The sequence below is a fragment of the Streptomyces sp. AC602_WCS936 genome (assembly GCF_019049125.1).
Lineage (GTDB): Bacteria > Actinomycetota > Actinomycetes > Streptomycetales > Streptomycetaceae > Streptomyces.
This window is the reverse complement of the sequence record NZ_JAGMUF010000017.1, coordinates 32755-58562: the sequence shown is the minus strand read 5'-3', so window position 1 is coordinate 58562 and position 25808 is coordinate 32755. Positions and strand designations below refer to the sequence as shown.

General features: G+C 71.6%; 25 protein-coding genes and 1 pseudogene. 13 read left to right on the top strand and 13 right to left on the bottom strand.

From position 1 onward, the window contains the following. Window positions 1-35 precede the first annotated feature (35 nt). The 6 genes from hflX to miaA form a co-directional block, all read right to left on the bottom strand. Complete coding sequence (gene hflX, locus KUM03_RS08005) at window positions 36-1529, bottom strand: GTPase HflX (protein WP_217246323.1); 1494 nt, start codon at window positions 1527-1529, stop codon at window positions 36-38. A 156-nt stretch (window positions 1530-1685) separates the two neighbouring features. Next, window positions 1686-3173: a M1 family metallopeptidase gene (locus tag KUM03_RS08000; protein ID WP_217246322.1), complete on the bottom strand. Its 1488-nt coding sequence runs from the start codon at window positions 3171-3173 to the stop codon at window positions 1686-1688. 194 nt (window positions 3174-3367) lie between these two features. Further along, window positions 3368-5536 (bottom strand): bifunctional (p)ppGpp synthetase/guanosine-3',5'-bis(diphosphate) 3'-pyrophosphohydrolase, encoded by a 2169-nt coding sequence (locus KUM03_RS07995; protein ID WP_217246321.1) that lies wholly within the window; start codon window positions 5534-5536, stop codon window positions 3368-3370. 216 nt (window positions 5537-5752) lie between these two features. After that, window positions 5753-6622, bottom strand: coding sequence for a diaminopimelate epimerase (dapF, locus tag KUM03_RS07990; protein WP_217246320.1), 870 nt, complete (start codon window positions 6620-6622; stop codon window positions 5753-5755). Between the two features lie 130 nt (window positions 6623-6752). Beyond that, complete coding sequence (locus KUM03_RS07985; protein ID WP_217246363.1) at window positions 6753-7253, bottom strand: hypothetical protein; 501 nt, start codon at window positions 7251-7253, stop codon at window positions 6753-6755. Between the two features lie 107 nt (window positions 7254-7360). Then, on the bottom strand, window positions 7361-8299 hold the full coding sequence (gene miaA, locus KUM03_RS07980; protein WP_217246319.1) for a tRNA (adenosine(37)-N6)-dimethylallyltransferase MiaA: 939 nt from the start codon (window positions 8297-8299) through the stop codon (window positions 7361-7363). 183 nt (window positions 8300-8482) lie between these two features. On the opposite strand from miaA, the gene KUM03_RS07975 reads away from it, so the two are divergent. Together KUM03_RS07975 and KUM03_RS07970 are read left to right on the top strand one after the other, a co-directional pair. Beyond that, a complete protein-coding gene (locus tag KUM03_RS07975) occupies window positions 8483-8755 on the top strand; it encodes a hypothetical protein (RefSeq protein WP_217246318.1) in 273 nt (90 codons plus the stop codon). A 24-nt stretch (window positions 8756-8779) separates the two neighbouring features. Then, window positions 8780-9073: an antitoxin gene (locus tag KUM03_RS07970; RefSeq protein ID WP_217246317.1), complete on the top strand. Its 294-nt coding sequence runs from the start codon at window positions 8780-8782 to the stop codon at window positions 9071-9073. A 139-nt stretch (window positions 9074-9212) separates the two neighbouring features. Here KUM03_RS07970 and KUM03_RS07965 read toward each other — a convergent pair whose 3' ends face one another. From KUM03_RS07965 to KUM03_RS07950, 4 genes and pseudogenes are all read right to left on the bottom strand, one after another. Then, window positions 9213-9935 carry a class III extradiol dioxygenase subunit B-like domain-containing protein gene (locus tag KUM03_RS07965; RefSeq protein WP_217246316.1) on the bottom strand — a complete coding sequence of 241 codons (723 nt, stop codon included), beginning with the start codon at window positions 9933-9935 and terminating at the stop codon, window positions 9213-9215. 49 nt (window positions 9936-9984) lie between these two features. Beyond that, window positions 9985-11502, bottom strand: a complete 1518-nt coding sequence (miaB, locus tag KUM03_RS07960) for a tRNA (N6-isopentenyl adenosine(37)-C2)-methylthiotransferase MiaB (protein WP_217246315.1) — start codon at window positions 11500-11502, stop codon at window positions 9985-9987. 97 nt (window positions 11503-11599) lie between these two features. Continuing rightward, window positions 11600-12262 carry a response regulator transcription factor gene (locus KUM03_RS07955; RefSeq protein WP_217246314.1) on the bottom strand — a complete coding sequence of 221 codons (663 nt, stop codon included), beginning with the start codon at window positions 12260-12262 and terminating at the stop codon, window positions 11600-11602. 188 nt (window positions 12263-12450) lie between these two features. Then, window positions 12451-13491, bottom strand: a pseudogene (locus KUM03_RS07950) (HAMP domain-containing sensor histidine kinase); the annotation flags it as partial. 102 nt (window positions 13492-13593) lie between these two features. Between KUM03_RS07950 and KUM03_RS07945 the strand changes: the two are divergent. Continuing rightward, complete coding sequence (locus KUM03_RS07945) at window positions 13594-14079, top strand: cation:proton antiporter regulatory subunit (RefSeq protein ID WP_073731731.1); 486 nt, start codon at window positions 13594-13596, stop codon at window positions 14077-14079. 4 nt (window positions 14080-14083) lie between these two features. Next, a complete protein-coding gene (locus tag KUM03_RS07940; protein WP_217246312.1) occupies window positions 14084-15334 on the top strand; it encodes a cation:proton antiporter in 1251 nt (416 codons plus the stop codon). Window positions 15335-15434: 100 nt separating this feature from the next. On the opposite strand, the gene KUM03_RS07935 is transcribed toward KUM03_RS07940, so the two are convergent. After that, window positions 15435-15863: a MazG nucleotide pyrophosphohydrolase domain-containing protein gene (locus KUM03_RS07935; protein ID WP_217246311.1), complete on the bottom strand. Its 429-nt coding sequence runs from the start codon at window positions 15861-15863 to the stop codon at window positions 15435-15437. Between the two features lie 110 nt (window positions 15864-15973). Here KUM03_RS07935 and KUM03_RS07930 point away from each other — a divergent pair, with 110 nt between their 5' ends. Continuing rightward, window positions 15974-16969: a TAXI family TRAP transporter solute-binding subunit gene (locus tag KUM03_RS07930; protein ID WP_217246310.1), complete on the top strand. Its 996-nt coding sequence runs from the start codon at window positions 15974-15976 to the stop codon at window positions 16967-16969. On the opposite strand, the gene KUM03_RS07925 is transcribed toward KUM03_RS07930, so the two are convergent. Together KUM03_RS07925 and KUM03_RS07920 are read right to left on the bottom strand one after the other, a co-directional pair. Beyond that, the gene (locus KUM03_RS07925) at window positions 16948-18390 is read right to left on the bottom strand and encodes a HAMP domain-containing sensor histidine kinase (RefSeq protein WP_217246309.1); all 1443 of its coding nucleotides are present in this window, start codon (window positions 18388-18390) and stop codon (window positions 16948-16950) included. The genes KUM03_RS07930 and KUM03_RS07925 overlap by 22 nt on opposite strands. Before the next feature lie 9 nt (window positions 18391-18399). Further along, window positions 18400-19086, bottom strand: coding sequence for a response regulator transcription factor (locus KUM03_RS07920; protein WP_217246308.1), 687 nt, complete (start codon window positions 19084-19086; stop codon window positions 18400-18402). Between the two features lie 318 nt (window positions 19087-19404). Between KUM03_RS07920 and KUM03_RS07915 the strand changes: the two genes are divergently transcribed. The 8 genes from KUM03_RS07915 (at window position 19405) to KUM03_RS07885 (ending at window position 25805) form a co-directional block, all read left to right on the top strand. After that, window positions 19405-20181: an amino acid ABC transporter ATP-binding protein gene (locus KUM03_RS07915; protein ID WP_217246307.1), complete on the top strand. Its 777-nt coding sequence runs from the start codon at window positions 19405-19407 to the stop codon at window positions 20179-20181. A gap of 112 nt (window positions 20182-20293) precedes the next feature. After that, entirely contained in the window at window positions 20294-21133 is an 840-nt protein-coding gene (locus KUM03_RS07910; RefSeq protein WP_217246306.1) for a glutamate ABC transporter substrate-binding protein, read from the top strand. Between the two features lie 84 nt (window positions 21134-21217). Further along, complete coding sequence (locus tag KUM03_RS07905; protein WP_217246305.1) at window positions 21218-21883, top strand: amino acid ABC transporter permease; 666 nt, start codon at window positions 21218-21220, stop codon at window positions 21881-21883. Next, window positions 21880-22779, top strand: a complete 900-nt coding sequence (locus KUM03_RS07900) for an amino acid ABC transporter permease (protein WP_217246304.1) — start codon at window positions 21880-21882, stop codon at window positions 22777-22779. The genes KUM03_RS07905 and KUM03_RS07900 overlap by 4 nt, the downstream gene beginning before the upstream one ends. A gap of 175 nt (window positions 22780-22954) precedes the next feature. Beyond that, complete coding sequence (locus KUM03_RS07895; protein WP_217246303.1) at window positions 22955-24583, top strand: FAD-dependent monooxygenase; 1629 nt, start codon at window positions 22955-22957, stop codon at window positions 24581-24583. Window positions 24584-24626: 43 nt separating this feature from the next. Next, window positions 24627-24782, top strand: a complete 156-nt coding sequence (locus KUM03_RS39180; protein ID WP_374225276.1) for a putative leader peptide — start codon at window positions 24627-24629, stop codon at window positions 24780-24782. Window positions 24783-24858: 76 nt separating this feature from the next. Beyond that, on the top strand, window positions 24859-25416 hold the full coding sequence (locus KUM03_RS07890) for a cysteine dioxygenase (RefSeq protein ID WP_217246302.1): 558 nt from the start codon (window positions 24859-24861) through the stop codon (window positions 25414-25416). Then, window positions 25413-25805, top strand: coding sequence for a rhodanese-like domain-containing protein (locus tag KUM03_RS07885; RefSeq protein ID WP_217246301.1), 393 nt, complete (start codon window positions 25413-25415; stop codon window positions 25803-25805). Before KUM03_RS07890 ends, KUM03_RS07885 begins: the two co-directional genes overlap by 4 nt. Window positions 25806-25808 lie beyond the last annotated feature (3 nt).

Below are 25808 nucleotides of genomic sequence, written 5' to 3'. Positions count from 1 at the left end.
GGCCCTCGTCGTCGTACGGTGCCGGGGCCTCGGCCTCAGGCAAGCGGCGCGGGAACGTACGGCGTGAGCTCCGCCGCCAGTTCCTCGTGCACCCGCACCTTGAGCAGGGTGCCCTCCGGGGTGTGCTCCTCGGAGATCACCTCGCCCTCGTCATGGGCGCGGGCGACCAGCTTGCCGCGGGTGTACGGCACGAGCGCCTCGATCTCGACCGACGGGCGCGGCAGATCGTTGTCGAGCAGCGCGAGCAGCTCGTCGATGCCCTGGCCGGTGCGTGCCGAGACCGCGATGGAACGCTTCTCGACCCGCAGCAGCCGCTGGAGCACCAGCGGGTCGGCCATGTCGGCCTTGTTGACCACGACGATCTCGGGTACGTCGGTGGCGCCGACGTCCCTGATCACCTCGCGCACGGCGGCCAGCTGCTCCTCCGGAGCCGGGTGCGAACCGTCGACCACGTGGAGGATCAGGTCGGAGTCGCCGACCTCCTCCATCGTGGAGCGGAACGCCTCGACCAGGTGGTGCGGCAGGTGCCGGACGAAGCCGACGGTGTCCGCCAGCGTGTACAGGCGGCCGCTAGGGGTCTCGGCGCGGCGCACGGTCGGGTCGAGGGTGGCGAACAGCGCGTTCTCCACCAGCACGCCCGCGCCCGTGAGGCGGTTGAGCAGCGAGGACTTGCCGGCGTTGGTGTAGCCCGCGATGGCCACGGACGGCACCTTGTGGCGCCGGCGCTCCTGGCGCTTGATCTCGCGGCCGGTCTTCATCTCCGCGATCTCCCGGCGCATCTTCGCCATCTTCTCGCGGATCCGGCGCCGGTCCGTCTCGATCTTGGTCTCACCGGGACCACGGGTGGCGAGGCCGCCGCCCTTGCCGCCGCCCATCTGCCGGGACAGCGACTGACCCCAGCCGCGCAGCCTCGGCAGCATGTACTGCATCTGCGCGAGCGCGACCTGCGCCTTGCCCTCCCGGGACTTGGCGTGCTGGGCGAAGATGTCCAGGATCAGGGCCGTGCGGTCGATGACCTTGACCTTGACGACGTCCTCGAGGTGGATCAGCTGCCCCGGGCTGAGCTCACCGTCGCAGATGACGGTGTCCGCGCCCGTTTCGAGGACGACGTCCCGCAGCTCCTCGGCCTTGCCGGAGCCGATGTAGGTGGCGGCGTCGGGCTTGTCGCGGCGCTGGACGACGCCGTCGAGCACGAGCGCACCCGCGGTCTCCGCGAGGGCGGCCAGCTCGGCCAGCGAGTTCTCCGCGTCCTGCACGGTGCCCGAGGTCCAGACGCCGACGAGGACGACCCGCTCCAGGCGGAGCTGGCGGTACTCGACCTCGGTGACGTCCTCGAGCTCGGTGGAGAGGCCCGCCACCCGGCGCAGAGCCGCGCGGTCGGAGCGGTCGAACTGCTCGCCGTCCCACTCCGAGTCGATCTCGTGGCTCCAGGCGACGTCCTCTTCCATCAGGGCATCGGCCCGAAGGCCCTCGGGGTAGGTCTGCGCGAGACGCTTGGTGTCCTGGGAAGGGGAAGAAGAGGAGGTCATTGGATCCTTACGTAGCTGGGAAACGAATCGACGAGTCGCGCGGCGGTGCGCTGCTGCGACACTCTTCACAACGAACGAACCGCCGGGGAGATTCCCGCGGCCCGTACCGCGCCGTCCTGAAGATGGTCGCACGGCCCGGGCCGTCTCGTCACCGGCTTATTCCCCGGCCACCGGCTTCCAGTCGGGGTGTCCGGGCATCGGCGGGGTCTTCTCGCCGTACAGCCAGCCGTGGAGGAAGTCGCCCAGGTCACGGCCGGCGGTCTCGGAGGCGAGCCGGACGAAGTCGGCGGTCGTCGCCGTGCCGTCCCGGTGGCGGGTGACCCAGGCCCTCTCGAGGCGCTCGAAGGCCGGGCGGCCGATCTCCTGGCGCAGGGCGTAGAGGACGAGGGCCGCGCCGTCGTAGACGTTGGCGCGGAAGATGCCGGTCTTGCTGCCGGAGGTGGGCGGCTTCGGGGCGGCGGGCGGTCCGCCCTTGGCGCGCCAGCCGTCGGACGCGCCGTAGGCGGCCTTCATCCGCGCCTGAAGGGGCTTGTCGGCGGTCTCGTCCGCGTAGAGCGCCTCGTACCAGGTGGCGTGGCCCTCGTTGAGCCACAGGTCGGACCAGGTGGCGGGGCCGACGCTGTTGCCGAACCACTGGTGGGCCAGTTCGTGCACCATGATCGACTCGACGTACCACTTCGGGTAGCCCGGCTCGGTGAACAGTTCCCGTTCGAACAGGGAGAGCGTCTGGGTCTCCAGCTCGAAGCCGGTGGTGGCGTCGGCCATGAGCAGCCCGTACGTCTCGAAGGGGTAGCGCCCGACCTTCTCCTCCATCCAGGCGATCTGGTCGGGCGTCTTCTTCAGCCACGGTTCGAGCGCCGCGCGGTGCTCGGTCGGTACGACGTCCCGGACGGGCAGTCCATGCGGGCCGGTGCGGTGCAGCACCGTGGAGCGGCCGATGGACACCTGGGCCAGCTCGGTGGCCATGGGGTGCGCGGTCCGGTACGTCCAGGTGGTGGTTCCGCCCGTCCGGTCGACGCCCGTCGGCAGGCCGTTCGCGACGGCGGTGAGGCCGTCCGGGGCGGTGACGCTGAAGGTGAAGTCCGCCTTGTCGGAGGGGTGGTCGTTGCAGGGGAACACCAGGTGGGCGACGTCCGCCTGGTTGGCCATGGCGAGCCCGTCCGAGGTCCGCACCCAGCCGCCCTCGCGGTCCTCCGGGTACACGGGGTCGCTGGTGTGCCGCACGGTGATCCGCGTCCACTCGTCCTCGTCGAGCGGGTCCTCGGGCGTGACGACGAGGTCCTCACCGGCGGTGGCGAAGGCCGCGGGCTCGCCGTCGACCTCGACGGAGTCGACCTTGCCGTGGGCGAAGTCGAGGTTGACCCGGTCCAGGTCGGCCGTCGTCCTGGCGTCGATGACGGTGACGGCCTTCAGCGGCTCGCTGTTGCTGCCGGAGTAGGTGAAGGAGAGGTCGTACGCCGCCACGTCGTACCCGGGGTTGCCCAGGTGCGGGTAGAGGCGGTCGCCGACGCCCAGGGGGGTCGGCGGGGCGCTCGCGGCGACCAGGCATACGGAGACGGCCGAGGCGAGCAGCGCGGCGGCCCTGAGCCGGCGGCGGGCTCGCCCGTGGGGGCGGGAAGCCGGGGGGTGCGGGGTGTGCGGCATGCCCCACGGCTATCAGCGCGCACCCTGGCCGCGACGCCGACGCGCGCCCGGGGCACCCGAACGGGTGCGTTCCGGCGGGGGCGCGGAGATGCCGACCAGCGGCGCGGGGGGCGCGGAGCGGCCTCCGGGACGGCGAGGCGATGGCCGACCGCGCGGGCACCGTCCCGACCGTCGGCCGGTCGGGACGGTGCGGCTCAGACGCCCGTGGTCTGTGGCTGCGCCCGGCTCACGTCGTACACCCCGGGCACGTCGCGCATCGCGCGCATGAGGCCGGGCAGCCGTGCCGCGTCGGGCAGCAGGACGGTGTACGTGTGGCGGACCCGCTGCCGGTCGGGCGGCTCGACGGTCGCGGAGACGATCTCGGCGCCTTCGACGGCCATCGCCTCGGTGAGGTCGGCCAGCAGGTGCGGCCGGCCGAACGATTCGGCGAGCAGGGTGACCCTGCACTGGGTGCTCTCCCCCCAGCGCACGCCGACCTCCGGTCGCCCCGCACCCTTCATGCGCGCCACCACTGCGCACTCCGCGCGGTGCACGGTCACCACTCCCCCGCGCACGGCGAATCCGGTGATCTCGTCGGGCGGTACGGGAGTGCAGCAGCCGGCCAGCCGTACGGCCGCCCCCGGCCGGTCGGCGAGGACGTCGGCGGAGACGGGGCGGGGTGCCGGTCCGTCGGACGCCGGGCGGGCGGCGGGTGCGTCACCTGCCAGGGAGCCGCGGGACGCGTTCTCCGGCTCGGTGGACGCCTGCTCGGGGCGGGCCGCGAGCCGGCGCTGGATGGCGATCCGCGCGGCCGGCGTACGGGCGTGCTCCAGCCACTCTCGGGAGGGCTCGGAAGCGGGGTCCTGCCCCATCAGGAGCTGCACGGTGTCTCCGTCCCGCAGCACCGTGCTCATGGTCGCCAGGCGGCCGTTGACCCGCGCGCCCATGGCCGCGTGCGCGTCCTCGCCGTACTGGGCGTAGGCGGCGTCCACGCAGGTCGCGCCGTCGGGCAGGCCGAGGGTGCCGCCGTCGGGGCGGAAGACGGTGATCTCTCGGTCCTGGGCGAGGTCCTCGCGGAGGGTGGACCAGAAGGTGTCCGGGTCGGGGGCGCCGCGCTGCCAGTCGAGCAGCCGGGAGAGCCAGCCGGGGCGGGTCGGGTCGGCGCGCTCCCCGTCGCCCGTGCTCTGGTCCTCCGTCGGCTGGGCGTAGGGGTTGCCGAGGGCGACGACTCCGGCCTCGGCGACCTTGTGCATCTGGTGGGTGCGGACGAGGACTTCGACGACCTGGCCGTCCTGCGGGCGGGCAACCGCGGTGTGCAGCGACTGATAGAGGTTGAACTTGGGTACGGCGATGAAGTCCTTGAACTCCGAGACCACCGGCGTCATACAGGTGTGCAGTTCGCCGAGGACGGCGTAGCAGTCGGCGTCCTCCTGCACGAGCACCAGGAGGCGGCCGAAGTCGGCGCCGCGCAGCGGGTCGCGTTTGCGGGAGACGCGGTGCAGGGAGACGAAGTGGCGGGGCCGGATGAGGACTTCGGCACTGATGTCGGCCTCGCGCAGCACTTTGCGCACGTCCTCGGCGACCTCGGCCAGCGGGTCCTGGGCGCGGGCGGCGTTCGCGGCGACGAGCTCACGCGTGTGCGCGTACTCCTCGGGGTGCATGACCGCGAAGACCAGGTCCTCGAGCTCGGACTTGAGCGCCTGGACACCGAGTCGTTCGGCGAGCGGGATGAGGACGTCGCGGGTGACCTTGGCGATGCGCTCCTGTTTCTCGCGGCGCATGACGCCGAGGGTGCGCATGTTGTGCAGCCGGTCGGCGAGTTTGATCGACATCACGCGGACGTCGTTGCCGGTGGCGAGGAGCATCTTGCGGAAGGTCTCGGGCTCGGCGGCGGCGCCGTAGTCGACCTTCTCCAGCTTGGTGACGCCGTCGACGAGGTAGCGGACCTCGGCGCCGAACTCCTCGCCGACCTGGTCCAGGGTGACGTCGGTGTCCTCGACGGTGTCGTGGAGGAGGGACGCGGTCAGCGTGGTGGTCTCGGCGCCGAGCTCGGCGAGGATCAGGGTGACGGCGAGGGGGTGCGTGATGTACGGCTCGCCGCTCTTGCGCATCTGGCCGCGGTGCGAGGACTCGGCCAGCACGTAGGCGCGGCGCAGCGGGTCGAGGTCGGCGTCGGGGTGGTGGGCGCGGTGGGCCTCGACGACGTGGCCGATGGCGTCGGGCAGCCGGCCGCGGGCGGCGGAGCCGAGCAGTGCGGCGCGGCCCAGGCGGCGCAGGTCGATCCGGGGGCGGGCCTTCCTGCGGGGCGCGGACGGAGCGACGGCGCCGGTGGTCGCGGGCGGCACCGGTCCCGGGCTCGCTGGATTCACGGCCTCCGCGTTCATGGGCACCTCCGGCTGCGTGGACCGGCGGACGGGGCATCCCGGGGCGGACGCGGCTCAAGGGATGGTGTCGTTCCCCCGTCCGGGCCGGTGCTTGATGCTATCGAGCCCATCACGTGCGGCCGACCGCCTCTCGCGGAGCGTGAAACGGATCACCCATTCGAGCGATGGACCGAGGGTTTACGTTTTCGCACTGAGTGTCATGGACCGGGCTGTGGTTCAGACGAGCACCCCCTCGAGCCATTCCGCGTCGAACTCGCCTTCGGCGACGATCACCGCGGGGCCGGTCATCTCGATCTCGCCGTCGGGGTGCTCGGTGATCACCAGGGTGCCGCCCGGCACGTCGACGGTGTACGTCGCCGGGGTGCCCGTGACGGCCGGGTCGGCGCCGTCCCGGCGGGCGGTGGCGACGGTCACGGCGCAGGCGCCGGTGCCGCAGGAGCGGGTCTCCCCGGAACCGCGCTCGTGCACGCGCATGGCGACGTGGCGCGGGCCGCGGTCGACTACGAACTCGACGTTCACCCCGTCCGGGTAGGCGGTGGCCGGCCGGAACGGCGGCGCGGTGTACAGGTCGCCCGCGTGGTCGAGGTCGGCGACGAAGGCCACCGCGTGCGGGTTGCCCATGTTCACGTTCCGCGCGGGCCAGCTGCGCTCGCCGACGCTCACCTCGACGTCGCCCTCGGGGAGCAGCGCGCGGCCCATGCCGACGGTGACGTCTCCGTTCTTGGCGAGGTGCACGGTCTTCACGCCCCCGCGCGTGGCGACGGCGAGGTCTCCCTCGGTGGCGTGGCCGGCGCGCTGGAGGTAGCGGGCGAAGACGCGTACGCCGTTGCCGCACATCTCGGCGACCGAGCCGTCGCCGTTGCGGTAGTCCATGAACCACTCGGCCTCGGCGGCCATGTGCCGGGCCTCGGGGTGCGCCGCGGACCGCACGACGTGCAGCAGGCCGTCTCCGCCGATGCCCGCGCGGCGGTCGCACAGGGCGGCTGCGGCTGCGGGGGGCAGTTCGACGGCGTTCTCCGGGTCCGGGACGATCACGAAGTCGTTCTCGGTGCCGTGACCCTTGAGGAAGGCGATCCGCGTGCTCATTCCTCGATCGTACGGGGTGAGCATGGCGTGCCGTCGTGGGGCGGGCGCGTGCGCACGCGCCGGACGCGTGGCGGTGGACCCGGGTCGGTGGGGCCGGCGGCCTCGGGTCACGCGTGCCGGTGGGCTCGGGTCACCCGCGCAGGCGGGCGACCCGCCACACGGCCAGGACTACGACGGCGGCGACGGCCAGGGCGTACACGAGGATCATCCGCCAGTCGGCACGGCGTCCCGAGCCGCGCTGCGGCAGCCCCGGCAGGGTGTAGCCGACGCGGCGGGCGGCCATCATGCCCCAGCCGGCCGCGCAGGAGCAGATCAGCAGACCCAGCATCGCGATCACGGCGCCGCTGTCGCCGAAGTCGAAGGCGAGCGGGAAGGCGAACATCAGGGAGCCGACCGCGGCCAGGCCCACGATGGGCGCGAGCTGCCAGATGCGCAGCCGTCGCTGCGGACGCAGCTCGACCTCGACCTCGTCGCCGTACATCTCGGCGGGCTCTGGGCCGTCCGTCGTCACGCTCTCCGGCGTCTCGTCGGGACCGTCGGGGCTCAGGGCTGCTCCGTCCGGCTCCGGGCCGTCGTGGTCGGCGGCGCCGTGCTCGGTGCTTGGTGCGGTGTCGCGAGGGCCGGCCTCCATCGCCACGCGCCCTCCCAACTAGGACTCACTCGGTCGATCGAAGCTCGATGATGGCACGCCGTCGAAGGCCCGGATGACGGCCGGGGCGTCCCGATGCCATCACGTGATCAGGCTGTAACCGGTCGTTCGACCAACGACAGCGCGAGCTGCGGAAGTTCCGTGCGGTCCGCCACAGCTCCACTCAACCAGTGCACCCGCGGATCGCGCCTGAACCATGAATCCTGACGGCGCGCGAAGCGTTTGGTGGCACGGACGGTCTCGGTCCGCGCCTCGTCCATCGTGCACTCGCCGGCGAGCGCCGCGAGCACCTGCTGGTAGCCGAGCGCGCGCGACGCCGTACGCCCCTCGCGCAGCCCGCGCGCCTCCAGGGAGCGCACCTCGTCCACCAGACCTTCCTCCCACATCCGGTCGACGCGGCGGGCGATGCGCTCGTCCAGCTCGGGACGGGCCACGTCCACGCCGATCTGGACCGTGTCGTAGACGGAGTCGTGGCCGGGGAGGTTGGCGGTGAAGGGCCTGCCGGTGATCTCGATCACCTCGAGGGCGCGCACGATGCGGCGTCCGTTGCTGGGCAGGATGGCGCGGCCCGCCTCGGGGTCGGCAGCGGCCAGCCGGGCGTGCAGCGCTCCCGGGCCGTGCAGGGTGAGCTCTTCCTCCAGCCGGGCCCTGACCTCGGGGTCGGTGCCGGGGAACTCCAGGTTGTCGACCGCCCCGCGGACGTAGAGGCCGGAGCCACCGACGAGGACCGGCCAGCGCCCCTCGGCGAGCAGCGCGTCGATCCGCTCGCGGGCCAGCCGCTGGTACTCGGCGACGGAGGCCGTGACCGTCACGTCCCAGACGTCGAGCAGATGGTGCGGGATGCCGCCGCGTTCCTCGGGCGTCAGCTTCGCGGTGCCGATGTCCATCCCGCGGTAGAGCTGCATGGAGTCGGCGTTGACGACCTCGCCGCCGAGCCGCTGGGCCAGGAATACGCCCAGATCGGACTTTCCGGCCGCAGTGGGTCCGACTACGGCGATGACGCGGGGGGCGGGGGGTGCGCTGCTCACCGCACCAGTCTCCCAAACCTCTCGCCCTGCCCTCGAACGAGTTACGTGACGGCGCGGGACGGGAGTCGTTGCCCGTTGCGAAGTCCCCGCTCCCCGGGCCACCGGGGCCATGGCCCCGGCCGCGCAAACGGACGCACCGGATGCCGCGGGATTTCGCCCGCACGAGTAACGTATGGAGTTGATATGGGCGTTTTTGCACGGCTTCTTCGGAGGTCGAAGACCACCGAGGAGGCGTCGGCCGAAGAGGCACGGACCGACACCCCGGACACCGAGCGTGTGGCGGAGGAGACGGCACAGGCCGTGGAGACGGCCGACTCCGGCCCCCGGAACACGTCGGAGTCCGCGGAGGCCGACGAGTCCGCCGAGGCCGCCGATGCGGAAGGCGTCGGCATCCCCAAGCAGCAGTCCGCCGGGGAGGTTGTCGACAACGAGGCCGACAAGGGCGCCCGCACCTGACCGCCCCGTGAGGGAAGGCGAACCATGGGTCTGATGGACAACTTGAAGGCCAGACTGGGACCGGCGAAGGGCAAGGTCTCCGACCTCGCGCAGCAGCACGGGGACAAGGTCGATCGCGGTCTCGACAAGGTGGCGAGGACCGTCGACGAGAGGACCAAGGGCAAGTACAGCGACCGGATCCAGACGGGTACCGGCAAGGCCAAGGGCGCCATGGACCGCCTCGCCCACAAGGACGACGACGGCACGCCCGGAGGCGGAGGCACGCCGGGCACCACCCCGGGCGGCCCCCCGCCCGCCGGGCCGCCGCCGGCTTCCTGAGAGTCACCCGTCCCCGCGCGGACGGTCGCACGCGCATCGGCGGACGGTCACGAGCCACCCGGCTCCGGACCGTCCGCCGGCGCGCGTGCGGCGGGTGGCTGCGGCTGCGGCTGCGGCTGCGACCAGGCGACGGCCGCTGCTATGACCAGGTCGCCGCCACGTATCCCACCCCGTACGGCGCGTCCTCGTACAGCAGCGCGCCGGCGAGGCCGGCGTCGCCGACCGTGCCCGCGAGGACCTGCCACGGCGCCCTGCCGGAGGCCTTCAGCTCGCGCGCCAGCGTGACGTCCAGGGCCGCCAGGGCGGCCGGGTCCGCCGCTGCCAGCGCCCGCGCGACCTCCGCGTCGAAGGGCGCCGCCCGTTCGTCGAGGTAACCGGGGGCCTTGAGGGTGCGGCACGCGCTGGCGTCGCCCAGCACCAGCAGCGCGAGCCGCCCGGGCCGGGCGGCGAGGTCCCGTCCGAGGGCGGCGCAGCGCTCGGCGGGCAGTTCCTCCCCCACGCCGACCCCTTCGACGGGGCTGTCGGCCCAACCGGCGCGCCCGAGCAGCCAGGCGCCCACGGCCAGGCCGTACGGCAGCTCGCGTCCCGTCCGCTCCGTCCCGAGGCCACGTCCCGTGCCCAGGCGGACGTCCATGTCCACCCCGAAGCCCCGGAAGGTCCCCGGGGTGCCCTGCGGATAGATCTCCGGCCCCGCGTCGGCGGCGGGCCCGACGACCACCAGCCGGTCGGGCCGCGCGGCGGCGAGCACGCCCAACGCGTCCGTGCACGCGGCACGCGCGGCATCCAGCTCGGGTGCGGCACCCGCGGCGACCTCCGGCACGAGGAGCGGCGGGCAGGGACAGACGGCGGCTGCGACAAGCATGATCGGCAGCGTATCCCCGGACCGCCGTCCGCAACCGCACGCCCTGCGGTCAGTCGCAGCCGCAGCCGCTCGCCACGGCGGGCTGGGGCTCGGGGACGCCGATCTTCGGCAGACCCAGCAGCACGCCCGCGGGCTTGGCCTGCTCGGCCGCGTTGCGCTTCTCCCAGGCGTCGCCCGCGCGGGTACGGCGCACGTCGAGCACCGCGCCCTCGGCGAGGAGGTGGTGCGGGGCGGCGTAGGTGACCTCGACGGTCACCACGTCGCCGGGGCGGACCTCCTGGTCGGGCTTGGTGAAGTGCACCAGGCGGTTGTCGGGGGCGCGGCCGGAGAGGCGGTGGGTGGTGCCGTCCTTGCGGCCCTCGCCCTCGGCGACCATCAGCTCCAGGGTGCGGCCGACCTGCTTCTTGTTCTCCTCCCAGGAGATCTCCTCCTGGAGGGCGACGAGACGCTCGTAGCGCTCCTGGACGACCGCCTTGGGGATCTGGTCGTCCATCTCGGCGGCCGGGGTGCCGGGCCGCTTGGAGTACTGGAAGGTGAAGGCCTGGGCGAACCGGGCCTCGCGGACCACGTGCAGGGTCTGCTCGAAGTCCTCCTCGGTCTCGCCGGGGAAGCCCACGATGATGTCGGTGGTGATCGCCGCGTGCGGGATGGCGGCCCGCACCTTCTCGATGATGCCCAGGTAGCGCTCCTGCCGGTAGGAGCGGCGCATCGCCTTCAACACCGGGTCGGACCCGGACTGGAGCGGCATGTGGAGCTGCGGCATGGCGTTCGGCGTCTCGGCCATGGCGGTGATGACGTCGTCGGTGAAGTCACGCGGGTGCGGGGAGGTGAAACGCACGCGCTCCAGGCCGTCGATCTTCCCGCAGGCCCGCAGCAGCTTGCTGAACGCCTCGCGGTCGCCGATGTCGGAGCCGTAGGCGTTGACGTTCTGCCCGAGCAGGGTGATCTCGGAGACGCCCTCCGCGACCAGGGCCTCTACCTCGGCGAGGATGTCGCCGGGGCGGCGGTCCTTCTCCTTGCCGCGCAGTGCCGGGACGATGCAGAAGGTGCATGTGTTGTTGCAGCCGACGGAGATGGAGACCCAGGCCGCGTACGCGCTCTCGCGCCGGGTGGGCAGCGTGGACGGGAACGCCTCCAGGGACTCGGCGATCTCCACCTGCGCCTCTTCCTGGACGCGGGCGCGCTCCAGGAGCACCGGCAGCTTGCCGATGTTGTGGGTGCCGAAGACGACGTCCACCCAAGGTGCCCGCTTCACGATGGTGTCGCGGTCCTTCTGCGCCAGGCAGCCGCCGACCGCGATCTGCATCCCGGGGCGGCTCGCCTTCTTCGGGGCGAGGTGGCCGAGGTTGCCGTACAGCTTGTTGTCGGCGTTCTCCCGGACGGCGCAGGTGTTGAAGACGACGACGTCCGCGTCGCCGTCGGCGCTCTCGGGGGCGCGGACGTAGCCCGCGTCCTCCAGCAGACCGGACAATCGCTCGGAGTCGTGGACGTTCATCTGGCACCCGTAGGTGCGTACTTCATAGGTGCGTGGGCCGCCCACTGACTGGCTCCGGTCGATGCTGCTCATGGCAATAAGGGTAGGCGGTCGGCGACGGTGTCCCTGGCCGCCTGTGGATAACCCGGACCGGACCCCGTCAAGGCTGGTCAGGGCCGGTCGGGGCGGTTCAGGGTTCGATGAGGCCGGCGCGGATCGCGTACCGGGTGAGCTCCAGGCGGTCGCGGACGCCCAGCTTCTGGAGGAGGTTCGCGCGGTGGCGCTCCACGGTCTTGGCGCTGATGAACAGCAGCTCGCCGATCTCCTTGGAGGTGTGGCCCTCGGCGACCAGCTTGAGGATCTCCTCCTCGCGTTCGGTGATGGGCCGGTCGGGCAGGCCGCCACCGCCGTGCAGGCGGTCCAGGTACGAACGGACCAGGGCCCGCTCGGCGCCCGGGTAGATGAACGGCTCGTCGCGTACGGCCGCCCGGCACGCCTCGACCAGGTCGCGGTCGGCGACGGACTTGAGTACGTATCCGCAGGCTCCGGCCTTGAGCGCCTCGAAGAAGTACTGCTCGTTGTCGTACATGGTCAGGATGAGGATGCGCAGTTCGGGCAGGCGGCGGGAGAGCTCGCGCGCCGCCTGCAGGCCCGTCATGCGGGGCATGGCGACGTCCAGGACGGCGAGGTCGACCTCGGTGGTCCGGGCCGCCGCGACCGCCTCGGCCCCGTCCCCGGCCTCGGCGACGACCGTGAGGTCCGGTTCACCGTCCAGGATGAGCCGGACTCCCCGGCGTACGAGGGTGTGGTCGTCGGCGAGCAGGACGCGGATCGGTGGCCGTGCGGACGTCAAGGGCGGTCTCCGGGGCGGTCTGTATGTCGGCGTGCGGGTCGGGCTGTGAAGGGGGCTGCGTCTTTGTCTGCGGCTGCAGCTGCGGCTGCGGCTGCGTGATCGTCTGCGTGCTGGTCTGCGTCGTTGTCCGCGTGCCGGTCTGCGAGTCGGTCCCTCGGTCGGTCTTCCTGCCGGGCCCGGTCGCCGCCTCGGCTCCCGAGCGCGACCGGAACGCGCAGCCGTACGTCGCTGCCGCCGCCGGGAGCCGGTTCGAAGTGGATATCGGCCCCCACCAGCAGCGCCCGCTCCCGCATGCCGCGGATGCCGGCGCCCTCGGCGGCCGACCCCAGACCGGTGCCGTTGTCACGGACGAGCAGTTCGACGCCGTCGGACAGCGGGCGGAGGTGGAGCTCCGCGCGGTCGGCGGCGGCATGGCGGGCGGTGTTGGTCAGGCCCTCCTGCGCGACCCGGTAGATGACGAGTTCCGCCTCCGGGGCGAGCGGTGGCAGGTCACCGGGGACGTGGTGGTGGACGGTCAGACCGTGGTGCGTGAACTCGGCGGCGAGCGAACGCAGCGCGCTGGAGAGACCGAGTTCCTCCAGGACGCCGGGGCGCAGCCGACGGGCGATGCGACGGATCTCGTCCAGCCCGGCCCGAGTGGCCTCCTGCGCCAGGGACACCTCCTCGCGCAGCTCCCCGGGCACCCGGTCGGCGACGCGCTTGAGCTGGAGGAGTACGGCGGTGAGTGTCTGGCCGACCTCGTCGTGGAGCTCGCGGGCGATGCGGTGGCGTTCGCGTTCCTGGGCGTGCAGCGCCCGGCCGGCGCCGGCGGCGCGCTCGGCCTGGAGCCGGTCGAGCATCGTGTTGTACGTCGCGATCAGTTCCGCCGCCTCGGCCGGTCCGGCGACCGTCGGACGGGCGCCGGGCACCAGCAGGTCGGCGGTGGTCATCGCGCGGCCCAGCCGTTGCAGCGGGGTGAGTCCTATGCGCAGGACGAACGCGTTCCCGGCCAGCAGGACCACGAGACCGGCGAGCAGTATCAGGGCTTCGTGCCGCAGGACGGGGGTCGAGACGGTGACCGGGCCGAGCAGCAGTGCGGTGGCGACGACCAGGCCCGCGGCGTTGAGCGAGAAGATCCGCCAGAAAAGCGACACGGTCCTCTTCCCGCTCCTCCCGGCCCTCGCGCACGACACCGCCTCGACCAGCTTCGCCGACCGTGTGCGGCTGCGTATATCCGTCACGACACCCATATCGCCACCGTACGTGCGGATGACAGCATGGCGGGGCCGTGAGCACGTCACGCACGTGCGCGAAGTGCGGCAAGGGACGCAAGACGAATGAGGGGAAAGCTCGTGTCAGCTCCACGCCTGAGGGCGACGCCGCTGCCGGGTATCGGGGTCCAGTACGACCTGGTGACCCGCGAACACCGCCATCTGTCGGTGGTGGCGCACCGCGACGGCACCCGGACGGTGAACATGTACCGGGCCGACGACCCCGATTCCTGCGCCCACTCGCTCCGGCTGGCCGGCCCGGAGGCGGGCGCGCTGATCGACGCGCTCAAACCATCCCACCACAGCGCCAACCTGCTCTACACCACCGACCTGGGGCTGGTCGCCGAGCGGATCGAGGTGGCCGCGACGTCCCGCTGGAACGGCCGGCTGCTGGGCGAGACCTGCATGCGCACCGAGACCGGTGCCTCCATCGTCGCCGTGCTGCGCCGGGCCGAGGCGATTCCGTCGCCGGCGCCGGACTTCCGGCTGGTGGGTGGTGACACGTTGATCGTCATCGGCACCCGCGAGGGTGTCGACGCCGCCGCGGCGATACTCGGGCAGGAGTGAGCCGGTGCACTCCGCGGTTCTCCTGATCGAGTTCGGTTCCATCATTCTGGGGCTCGGGCTGCTGGGCCGGTTCGCCGGCCGCTACCGCCTCTCCCCCATCCCGCTGTACCTGCTGGCCGGCCTGGCGTTCGGCGAGGGCGGGCTGCTGCCGCTGGGCGCGAGCGAGGAGTTCGTCGCCACCGGCGCCGAGATCGGCGTCATCCTGCTGCTGCTGATGCTCGGCCTCGAGTACACGGCCGGTGACCTGGTCACCAATCTCAAGTCCCACTATCCGGCCGGTCTCGTGGACTGCGCGTTCAACGCGGTGCCGGGTGCGGTGGCCGCGCTGCTGCTGGGCTGGGGTCCGGTGGCCGCCGTGGTCCTGGCGGGCGTGACCTGGATCTCGTCGTCCGGTGTCATCGCCAAGGTGCTCGGCGACCTCGGCCGGGTCGGCAACCGCGAGACGCCGGTGATCCTGAGCGTGCTGGTCCTGGAGGACCTGGCGATGGCGGTGTACCTGCCGATCGTCACGGCTCTGGTGGCCGGTGCCGGTCTGATGACCGGGAGCATCACGCTGGCGGTCGCGCTGGCGGCGGCCGGCGCGGTGCTGTTCGTGGCGGTGCGTTACGGCCGTCTGATCTCGCGGTTCGTCTCGAGCGACGACCCGGAGAAGCTGCTCCTGGTGGTGCTGGGCCTGACGATCCTGGTCGCGGGTGTCGCGCAGCAGCTCCAGGTGTCGGCGGCGGTGGGCGCCTTCCTGGTGGGCATCGCGCTGTCCGGGGAGGTCGCCGAGGGCGCGCACACGCTGCTGAGCCCGCTGCGGGACCTGTTCGCCGCGGTCTTCTTTGTCTTCTTCGGGCTGCACACCGACCCGGCGAGCATTCCGCCGGTGCTGCTGCCCGCGCTGGCGCTGGCCCTGCTCACCGCGGTGACCAAGATCGCCACCGGTTACTGGGCGGCGCGGCGGGCGGGAATCTCCGTGAAGGGCCGCTGGCGTGCCGGCGGGGCGCTGGTGGCGCGCGGCGAGTTCTCGATCGTCATCGCGGGCCTCGCGGTCTCGGCCGGCATCGAGCCGTCCCTGGGCCCGCTGGCCACGGCCTACGTCCTCATCCTGGTCGTCCTCGGCCCGCTCACCGCCCGCTTCACCGAACCGCTGGCGATGCGCCTGTTCCGCCGTCGCGACAACCCCGACCGCCCTGCCGGCTCCGGCGGTCTGCCAGGCAGGGCCGACGGGACGCCTCGCCCGACGGGGGCGGAGGCGTCGGTGGGCGACTGACGCGGCGCGGCCTTCGGCGGACGTCGGCAGCGGTGTACGACCCGACTGACCCCGGTACCGATAGACAGGTGCCGGGGTCACCGCACGTCGGGCACCGGCTTCAGGCGTCCCGCGCCTCCCCGGCGACCGCCGTCCGCGGCGTCCACCCCTGTCTGCGCAGGACGCCGGAGACGTCCGGTGCCTCGTAGTGGTCGCCCTTGAGTATCTTGCCGTCGGCTCTGCGGCTGATGTGGCCGTCGGGGCCCACCTTGGTCATGTTGGAGCGGTGGATCTCGGCGATCACCTCGTCGAGGTCGATGCCGTGGACGAGGGCCGTGCCGTAGGCGACGTAGACCACATCGGCCAGCTCGTGCGCGAGCCGGTCCAGCGGCCCCGTCACCGACACCTCGGCGACCTCCGCGGCCTCCTCGGCGAGCAGCTCGCCTCTGTGCGCGGCCAGCTCGGGCGGCACCTCGGCCGGGACGCCGCGGACGTCGAGCCCGAAGGCGTGGTGGAAGGCGCGGACCAGGTCGGCGGGCGAAGAGCTCATGCCACCGACTGTAGCGATCACCACTGACAGCCGGCCCCGGACGCCGCGACGCCCCCGTCGTGTGAGCTCGGCCCTGGTCAGCCGGGGTGGGGGCTGGCAGGATCGCGCACATGTCCTCGTTCTTCTCCCGCATCGGCGGGCACCACGCCGTACAGGGCGCGGTCGCCGGTGCCGTCGCCCTCGGGCTGCTGCTGTGGTGGCTGCTGCCCCTGGGCGAGGAGCCGCCGGGCGGGACGATCACGTTCAGCACGGGCACCCGCGCGGGGGTCTACCAGAAGTACGGCGAGCTGCTGCGCACCGAGCTGCGCAAGGACATGCCGGAACTGAACGTGCGGCTGATGACGAGCGCGGGCTCCCAGGAGAACGTCGAGCGGGTGGCGTCCGGGGAGGCCGACTTCACCATCGCCGCGGCCGACGCGGTGGAGACGTACAAGCTCGCCGGCCGGCCCGGGGCCGAGGCGCTGCGCGGAGTCACCCGCCTCTACGACGACTACGTGCAGCTCGTGGTGCCCAGCGACTCGGACATCCAGTCCGTCGCCGACCTGCGCGGCAAGCGGGTGGCCATAGGGCTGCCGAACTCGGGGGTCCGGCTGATCGCCACCCGGCTGCTGAAGGCCGTGGGCATCGACCCGGAGACGGACATCAGGCCCAGCGCGGACGGCATCGACACCGGGCCGGGACGGCTGGGCGAGGAGCTGGACGCGTTCTTCTGGTCGGGCGGCGTGCCGACGGACGGGCTCCGGCAGATAGCGGAGACCTCCGCCTTCCGGTTCGTGCCCATCACCGAGGACCTCGTCACCAAGCTGCACGAGTCCGGCGGCGCGACCCGCTACTACCGCACCACCAACATGCCGGAGTCGGCCTACCCGACCGTGCAGAACGGCGCCGTGGTGCCCACCATGGCGGTGTCCAACCTGCTGGTCACCCGCGCGGACATGGATCCGCGGCTCACCGAGTGGCTGACCAGGACGGTCCTGGACAGCCGCGACGGCATCGGGGCGCACGTCCACTCCGCTCAGCTCGTGGACCTGCGCACGGCGATCTACACCGACCCCCTGGAGCTGCATGAGGGCGCCCGGCGCTACTACCGGTCGGTCAAGCCGTAGGACTGAGCCGGCTCCCCGCGGTTGCCCGACCGCGGCACCGTGACCGTCACCGCCAGGCCGCGCGGTTCGTGGTGGGCGAAGGTGATCGATCCGTCGCCCGCCGCGAGCAGCGCCCGGCAGATGGACAAGCCGAGGCCGGAGCCCTTGATGTTCTGGTGCCGGCCGCTGCGCCAGAAACGGTCCCCCACGCGCGCGAGTTCGTCGTCGGTCAGCCCGGGGCCCTCGTCGGTGACCACGACGGTCGCCGAGTCCCCGGTGGAGGCGACCGTGACGCGTACGGTCTCGTCGGCGGGCGTGAACTTCACCGCGTTGTCGATCACCGCGTCCAGGGCGCTGGAGAGCGCCACCGGATCGGCCCACCCGGTGGTCGGCGGGCAGTCCCCCACCAGTCGTACGCCCTTGGCCTCGGCCGTCGGCGCCCAGGCGGCCACCCGCTCGGCGGCCAGCGCGCCGATGTCGGTGACCGCGAGGTCCGCCTGGGTGTGCTCGGCCAGCGCCAGGTCGAGCAGGTCGTCCAGGACCCGGGCCAGGCGTTTGCCCTCGGTCTGGACGGAGGCGATCTCCTCGTTGCCCTCGGGCAGCTCCAGGGCGAGCAGTTCGATGCGCAGCAGCAGTGCCGCGAGGGGGTTGCGCAGTTGGTGCGAGGCGTCGGCGACGAAGGCGCGCTGCTGCTCCAGCACGTCCTCCACGTGGTCCGCCATCTCGTTGAACGACCGCGCCAGCCGCCTCAGCTCCGGCGGTCCCCCGGCGGGCGCGACCCGGGACTTGAGGCGTCCGGTGGCGATGTCGTGCGTCGTGGCGTCCAGGACACGCACCGGCCTGAGCACCCAGCCCGTCAACCGGAGCGCGGCGCCGACGGCGAGCAGCATCGCCGCCGTCTCCCCGGCGGCGATGATCAGCCAGCCGCGCAGGGTGCGCGACGCCATCGAGTCGGTGGGCGACTCGGTGACCACGACGGCGACGACGTCCCCGTCCCGGATGACCGGCGAGGCGACCACCAGGGTGCCGTCCTGCCAGGGCCACACCTGCTGGGGGTCGTGACTGCGGCGGCTGAGCAGTGCCTCGTCGAAGGCTTCGCGCACCTCGCCCGTCTGCGGCAGGAACCAGGTCGTCGGCGCGTTGGCCATCGGGATGTGGTTGCGGTAGAAGACGCCCGCCTTGATGCCGTACACCTCGTGGTAGCTGGTCAGCTCGGTCTGGAGGGTCTCCAGGCGCTCGTCCGTGCTGGTGGGGCGGGAGCCGCCCGGCACCTCCTCGGTGACGAACTGGGCGAGCGCCGCGAAGCGCGCGGTGTCGTCCATGCGGTCGATGACGACCTTCTGCTGCTCGGCGCGGGCGACGCTCACGCCCAGGGGGACGCCCAGCGCGAGGAGTACGGCCGCCATCAGGACGATGAGCAGCGGGAGAAGGCGTGTGCTCACCCGGCCCCGCTACGCGCCGGGGGCGACGAGGCGGTAGCCGACGCCGCGGACGGTCTCGATGAGCGCCGGCATACGCAGCTTGGCGCGCAGCGAGGCGACGTGCACCTCCAGGGTGCGCCCGGTGCCCTCCCAGCTGGTGCGCCACACCTCGCTGATGATCTGCTCCCGGCGGAAGACCACCCCGGGTCGCTGCGCGAGCAGGGCGAGCAGGTCGAACTCCTTGCGGGTGAGCTGGACGGCCGCACCGTCCACGCTGACCTGGCGCGTCGGCAGCTCGATGCGCACGGCTCCCAGGCGCACCACGGTCTCGGTGCTCCCCGTGGCGTCCTCGTGGGCGGTGCGCCGGCTGACGGCGTGGATGCGGGCGAGCAGCTCTCCGGTGTCGTACGGCTTGACCACGTAGTCGTCGGCGCCGAGGTTCAGGCCGTGGATGCGGGAACGGACGTCGGAGCGGGCGGTGACCATGATGACCGGGGTGGCGGTGAGCTTGCGGATCTTGCCGCAGACCTCGTAGCCGTCCTGGTCGGGCAGACCGAGATCGAGCAGGACGACGCCGAAGCAGTCGCCGTCGGGGACGAGCGCCTGGAGCGCCTCCTCGCCGCTGCGCGCGTGGGTGACGTCGAAGCCGTGCCGGGCCAGGATCGCGGACAGGGCGGCGGCCACGTGGTTGTCGTCCTCGACGAGCAGCAGTCTCATCCGGGCTCCCTTCGGTTCATCGGCCGTACGTCTGGGGGGTTGATCGTCATGGTGGGCGGGCATCGAGCAGATGCGGAACCGCACGCACGCGCGCGTGCGTCCTGTGCAGTGACGCCGATGGAGGGGGACGGCGTCAAGAGGGTTCCGGTTGCGGCCGCTCGAAGTTATCCGGCCGATATGCGCCCTGCTCACAAGTGCTACGACTCGTGTCCGATTGCTATCGGATCGTGATGCTCAGATTCCCCTCAGATATAGAGACGCAGGTCGATCGGCGTTACTACTGTCCTCCGAAACCGAGGAGGACGGAGCCCGAGAGCGATGACCGAAGTATCGGTGGCCAAGGAAGACAAGGCCTCGACCGGCGAACTGGTCGTCCTGAAGAGTGTCAACAAGCACTTCGGCGCGTTGCACGTGCTCCAGGACATCGACCTGACGATCACCCGCGGCGAGGTCGTCGTGGTCATCGGGCCCTCCGGGTCCGGTAAGTCCACCCTGTGCCGCACCATCAACCGCCTGGAGACCATCGACTCGGGATCGATCGCGATCGACGGCAAGCCGCTGCCCGCCGAGGGCAAGGAGCTGGCCAGGCTGCGGGCCGACGTCGGCATGGTCTTCCAGTCCTTCAATCTCTTCGCGCACAAGACCGTGCTCGAGAACGTCACCCTCGGCCAGGTCAAGGTCCGCAAGGTCGACGCCAAGAAGGCCGAGGAGAAGGCACGCGCCCTCCTCGACCGGGTCGGCGTCGGCGCCCAGGCGGACAAGTACCCCGCGCAGCTCTCCGGTGGCCAGCAGCAGCGCGTCGCCATCGCGCGGGCGCTGGCCATGGACCCGAAGGTCATGCTCTTCGACGAGCCGACGTCGGCTCTCGACCCCGAGATGATCAACGAGGTCCTGGAGGTCATGAAGCAGCTCGCCGAGGACGGCATGACCATGATCGTGGTCACCCACGAGATGGGCTTCGCCCGGTCGGCGGCCAACCGCGTGGTGTTCATGGCGGACGGCCGGATCGTCGAAGAGGCCACGCCGGACCAGTTCTTCAGCAACCCGCGCAGCGACCGTGCCAAGGACTTCCTGTCGAAGATCCTGCACCACTGACCCGGTGCGGCTCCGACACCCCGCGTCGGCCGCATCCGATCACCTGAACCTCTGATCGCCCGATCATCTGATCGCCCGATCGCCGTTCGATCACAGCCAAAGGATGTTCACCATGAAGCTCCGCAAGGTCACCGCCGCCTCGGCCACCGTGTTCGCCCTCGCCCTGACCGCCACCGCGTGCGGCTCCGACGACGGGGGCGACAACGGCTCCTCCGGCGGGGGCGACAAGAAGATCACCATCGGCATCAAGTTCGACCAGCCGGGCCTCGGCCAGAAGACCCCGGACGGCTACGAGGGCTTCGACGTCGACGTCGCCACGTACGTCGCCAAGAAGCTCGGCTACTCCGAGGACCAGATCGAGTGGAAGGAGTCGAAGAGCGCCGACCGCGAGACCATGCTGCAGCGCGGTGACGTCGACTTCATCGCCGCGACGTACTCGATCACCCCCAAGCGCGAGGAGAAGGTCGACTTCGCCGGCCCGTACCTGCTCGCCCACCAGGACGTCCTGCTCCGCGCCGACGACGACAAGATCAAGTCGCCGGAGGACCTGAACGACGCGAAGCTCTGCTCCGTCACCGGTTCGACCTCGGCCCAGAACGTCAAGGACAAGCTGGCTCCCGACGCGCAGCTGCAGAACTACCCGACGTACTCCGCCTGCCTCAACGGTCTGCAGACCGGCGCCATCGACGCGCTGACCACCGACGACTCGATCCTCGCCGGCTACGCCTCGCAGGAGCAGTTCAAGGGCAAGTTCAAGCTCGGCGGCTTCAAGATGACCAACGAGAACTACGGCATCGGCGTCAAGAAGGGCAGCGACCTCAAGGCCAAGATCAACGACGCGCTCGAGGCCATGGTCGCCGACGGTGCCTGGGACAAGGCCGTCAAGGACAACTTCGGCCCGGCCAACTACAAGAACGAGCCGGCGCCGAAGATCGGCGACGTCAAGAGCTGAGGCCGGGCCTGACAGGGTGCGCCGTCCTCCGGAAGGGACGGCGCACCCTGGCGGGCATCCCTACACGCGGAAGCGCGGGAGATCGTGTTCGACTTTCTTCAGGATTACGACCTGCTGGGAGCCTTCTGGACGACAGTGCAGCTCGCTGTGCTCTCGGCCGTCGGCTCCCTGATCTGGGGCACCATACTGGCCGGCATGCGGGTCGGCCCGGTGCCGTTGATGCGCGGCTTCGGGACCGCATACGTGAACATCGTGCGGAACATTCCGCTCACGGTGATCATCCTGTTCGCGTCCCTGGGTCTGAACCAGACGCTGGGGGTCGACCTGGGCGGCGGTGACTTCGAGACGATCAACTTCCGGCTCGCCGTCCTCGGCCTGGTCCTCTACACGTCGTCCTTCGTGTGCGAGGCGCTGCGTGCCGGCATCAACACGGTCCCTGTCGGTCAGGCGGAGGCTGCCCGGGCGATCGGACTCAGCTTCGGTCAGGTGCTCCGCCTGGTGGTGCTGCCACAGGCGTTCCGTTCCACCGTCGGCCCGCTGGCCAACGTACTGATCGCGCTCATCAAGAACACCACGGTGGCTGCCGCCATTGGCGTCGCCGAAGCGGCGGCACTGATGAAGGACATGATCGAGAACGAGGCTCAGCTGCTGCTGATCTCCGCGGTCATCGCCTTCGGTTTCGTGGTCCTGACGCTGCCGACCGGCCTGATCCTCGGCTGGGTGGGCAAGAAGGTGGCGGTGAAGCGATGAGCTCTGTTCTCTACGACGCCCAAGGCCCGCGCGCCAAGCGGCGCAACATACTCTTCACAGCCGTCTTCCTGGTCGCCCTCGCGGCCCTGCTCTGGTGGGTCTACAAGGCTCTCGACGAGAAGGGCCAGCTCGACTGGGCGAAGTGGCAGATGTTCTTCACCAGCGGCGAACCATGGTCGACGTACATCTGGCCAGGTCTGCAGAACACCCTGAAGGCCGCCGCTCTCGCAATGGTCATCGCGCTACCGCTCGGCGCCGTACTGGGCATCGCACGGCTGTCGGACCACGCGTGGGTGCGGGTCCCGGTCTCGGTTGTGGTGGAGTTCTTCAGGTCCATCCCCGTACTGGTCCTGATGATCTTCGGTCTCGCACTGTTCGCCGAGTACACGAACGTGAGCACCGACGACCGTCCCCTGTACGCGGTCATCACGGGTCTGGTCCTGTACAACGCCTCCGTCCTCGCGGAGATCGTCCGCGCCGGTATCCTCGCGCTGCCCAAGGGGCAGGCCGAAGGGGCGATGGCCATCGGGCTGCGCAAGGGCCAGTCGATGCGACTGATCCTGCTGCCCCAGGCGGTCACCGCGATGCTGCCGGCCATCGTCAGCCAGCTCGTGGTGATCCTCAAGGACACGGCCCTCGGCGGTGCCGTCCTCACCTTCCCCGAGCTGCTCGCCTCCGCGAACACGATGAGCGCCTACTACGGTGCCAACGTCATCGCCAGTTACACCGTCATCGCGGTCATCTACATCGCGCTCAACTTCGCCCTCACCAGCTTCGCGAGCTGGCTGGAGCGCCGGCTGCGGCGGGGCAAGAAGTCGACCGGCGCGGTGCTCAAGGCGGACGACGCCGGAATCCCCGGAACGTCGGCGACCGGCGCCGGTGGTGCCAACGCCTGACACTCGGTCACCCCGCACAACACCAACGGAGGCAGTGGCATGATCGCCACTGCCTCCGTCGCTTGACGCAAGCAGCGCCAATGGGTTGCATACGTTCTGTGACCGTGCACCCTGCTCCAACGTCCTGTTCACCTACGTCCCCCGGGACACCGCCACGGGCAGGGGGCGCCGCACCGTGGACCCGGTGATCGTCACCGGAGCGGGGCCCGTCGGGCTCACGCTCGCCCTGGCACTGGCGCGGCAGGAGGTGCCCTGCGTCGTCCTCGACGAAGGGCCGGGCAAGGACGAACCGCGCCCCGCGCGCACCGTCGTGCTGCGCGAGGACACCGTCGCCCTCGTCGAGCGGCTCACCGGAACACCGCTGACGGGACTGGGTTCCCGTTGGGCCGGATGGCGGTCGATGCGGCGCAAGCAGGTGACGCGCGAGGTCGAATTCGGCGACGCCGACCCCGCGCCGCTGCACATCGCCCAGCACGAACTGACCGGCGTCCTGCGCGCCGCGCTCGCCCGCGAAACGCTCGTGAAGGTCGCCGTCGACAGCCGTCTCGACGGCATCGAGCAGGAGGGTTCCGGCGTCACCGCCCACACCCGCGGGCCCGCCGGCACCTGGTGGCGCGGCAGCTACCTGGTCGGCTGCGACGGCCCCCGCTCCACCGTCCGCAAGCTCCAGGACATCCGCTTCCCCGGCCGTACGGCGGTGGAACGATACGCCGTGGCCACGCTGCGTACGGAACTCCCGTGGACCGACGAGGCGCTGCTCCACCGGATGCCGCCGTGGCGGACGTCGGGTCCGTCGGCGGGAGAGATCGTCGGCCGCCCCCTGCCGGACGGTGTCTGGCGCCTGGACTGGCTGTTGCCGCCCGGGAAGGAACTGGTCACACCCGAACTGCTGGTGAATCGCGTTCGTGAGACGCTCACCGGCTGGGCCGAGGGGGTGACTCCGTCGTACGAGCTCCTCGACACCGGCGTGCACACCGTCCATCATCGGCTGGCCCGCCGCTGGCGGGTGGGACGCGTCTTCCTCGCCGGGGACGCGGCCCACCTCCTGGGCGCGCTCGGCACGCAGGGCCTGGAGGAAGGACTGCGGGACGCCGACAACCTCGCCTGGAAACTGGCCCTGGCCTGGCATCACGGGCCGCGTGACGCGCTGCTCGACAGTTACCAGGAGGAGCGGCGTACGGCGATCGCCGCGCGGCTGCGCGCCGCCGACCAGGTACTTCCGCTGCTGCGCGGCGGCGGGGGACTGCGTGCCTACGTGCCTGGCTCGTCCCGGGGCAACGACGCGCTGCTCGCCGACGGCCACCTGGGGCGCGGAGCGCTGGGCGCGCCGGGGGCGTACGCCGACTCGCCGCTCATGCCCGGGAAACTCACGGGGGAGACGGTCGTCGGCACGTCGCCGGGTTCGCCCGTAAGCGACGTGCGGGTCACGGCTGAGGACGGCACGTTCGTTCGGCTGCGCGACCGGCTCGGGCGCGGGGCGCTGCTGGTGGTGCTGGTCGCGCCGGGCACGGGGGTGTGGGACCGGAAGCACTGGGTGACCGCCGGGATCATGCCGCGGCTGGCGGCCGCGGTGACGGCGCTGCCGCATCGCGCCGAACTGCTCGTCGCCGAGGCGTACTCGGGTGCCGCCGCCCACACCGTGCTGCTCGTGCGGCCCGACGGCCACTTGGTCTCGGCGCAGAGCGGCGTACGTCCGGCCGACCTGTACGCGGCGGCGGAGACCGCGCTGGGCGGGGCGGCGGCGAGCGCGACGGCCGCGGAGGACGAGGCGGAGGCGGGCGCGGTGGCCGGGTCCCGCCGCTGACCGGCGGGCACGGTCCGCGTCGACGACTCGTGGGCGACCGGCTGTGGCCGGTCGCCGTCCGCATGGTGACGGTGAGTTGACCGGCCGGCACCGCCGTGGTCTACTCCGGATCGTGACCGACACCTGTGTGCGCCTGTGGCGGAGGGTCCACATGGACCTCGTCCGCTACGCGGGCTGCGTGTGTCGCCCGTCCTGCTGAATTCGCATCACTTTTTTCGCGCGCGCCGCTCGACGTGCCGCCGCGCGCTCTTCGCGAACCACACAGGACGGTATCCGTGACTGTCTCCTCCCCTGCCTCTGCGTCTTCCTCCGCCTCCGCTTCACTCTCTGCGGCCACCGCCGCGCCCGCACACGCCGAACTGCTCGACTTCGCGCGGCGCACGGCCGCCGACACCGATCTGATCGCCTCTCTCCCACTCGATCCCGAGGGCCGCACCTGGGTGCGGCTGGCCGGGCCCGGCGGCAGCGAGGCCTGGCTGATCGGCTGGCCGCCCGGTACCGGCACCGGCTGGCACGATCACGCCGAGTCGGTCGGTGCCTTCGTGACCGCGGCGGGCGAACTCAAGGAGAACGCCCTCGCCGCCCGTCTGCCCGCCGACGGCTGGAAATCCCTGGAACTCACCGACGGCGTGGACCGGGAACGCCGATTGCCTGCCGGCGAGGGACGCGCCTTCGGGCGGCACCACGTGCACGAGGTCCTCAACGAGTCGACCGAGTCGCACGCGATCTCCGTGCACGCCTACTACCCGCCCCTGCCGCGCATCCGCCGCTACAGCCGCAGCGGCCACATCCTGCGCCTGGAGCAGGTCGAGCGTCCGGAGGACTGGCAATGAGGGAGCCGACCGGCATCGACGCACTGTTGGAACGGGTGCGCAGCGGCTACCCGCGGATCGGGCCGCACGAGGCGTACGACGCCGCCACGGCCGGCACGGCGCTGCTGGTCGACATCCGTTACGCAGCCCTCCGCGAACGGGACGGTGTGCTCCCCGGCGCCGTGGTGATCGAGCGCAACGAGCTGGAGTGGCGCCTGGATCCGCGGGGCAGCCACCGTATCCCCGAGGCCACGGGCCATGACCTGCGTGTCGTCGTCATCTGCGACGAGGGCTACGCCTCCAGCCTGGCGGCGGAGTCCCTGCACCGTCTGGGACTGCACCGGGCGACCGATCTGATCGGCGGGTTCCAGGCGTGGCGGGCGGCGGGACTGCCGGTCGTCACTCCGTAACCG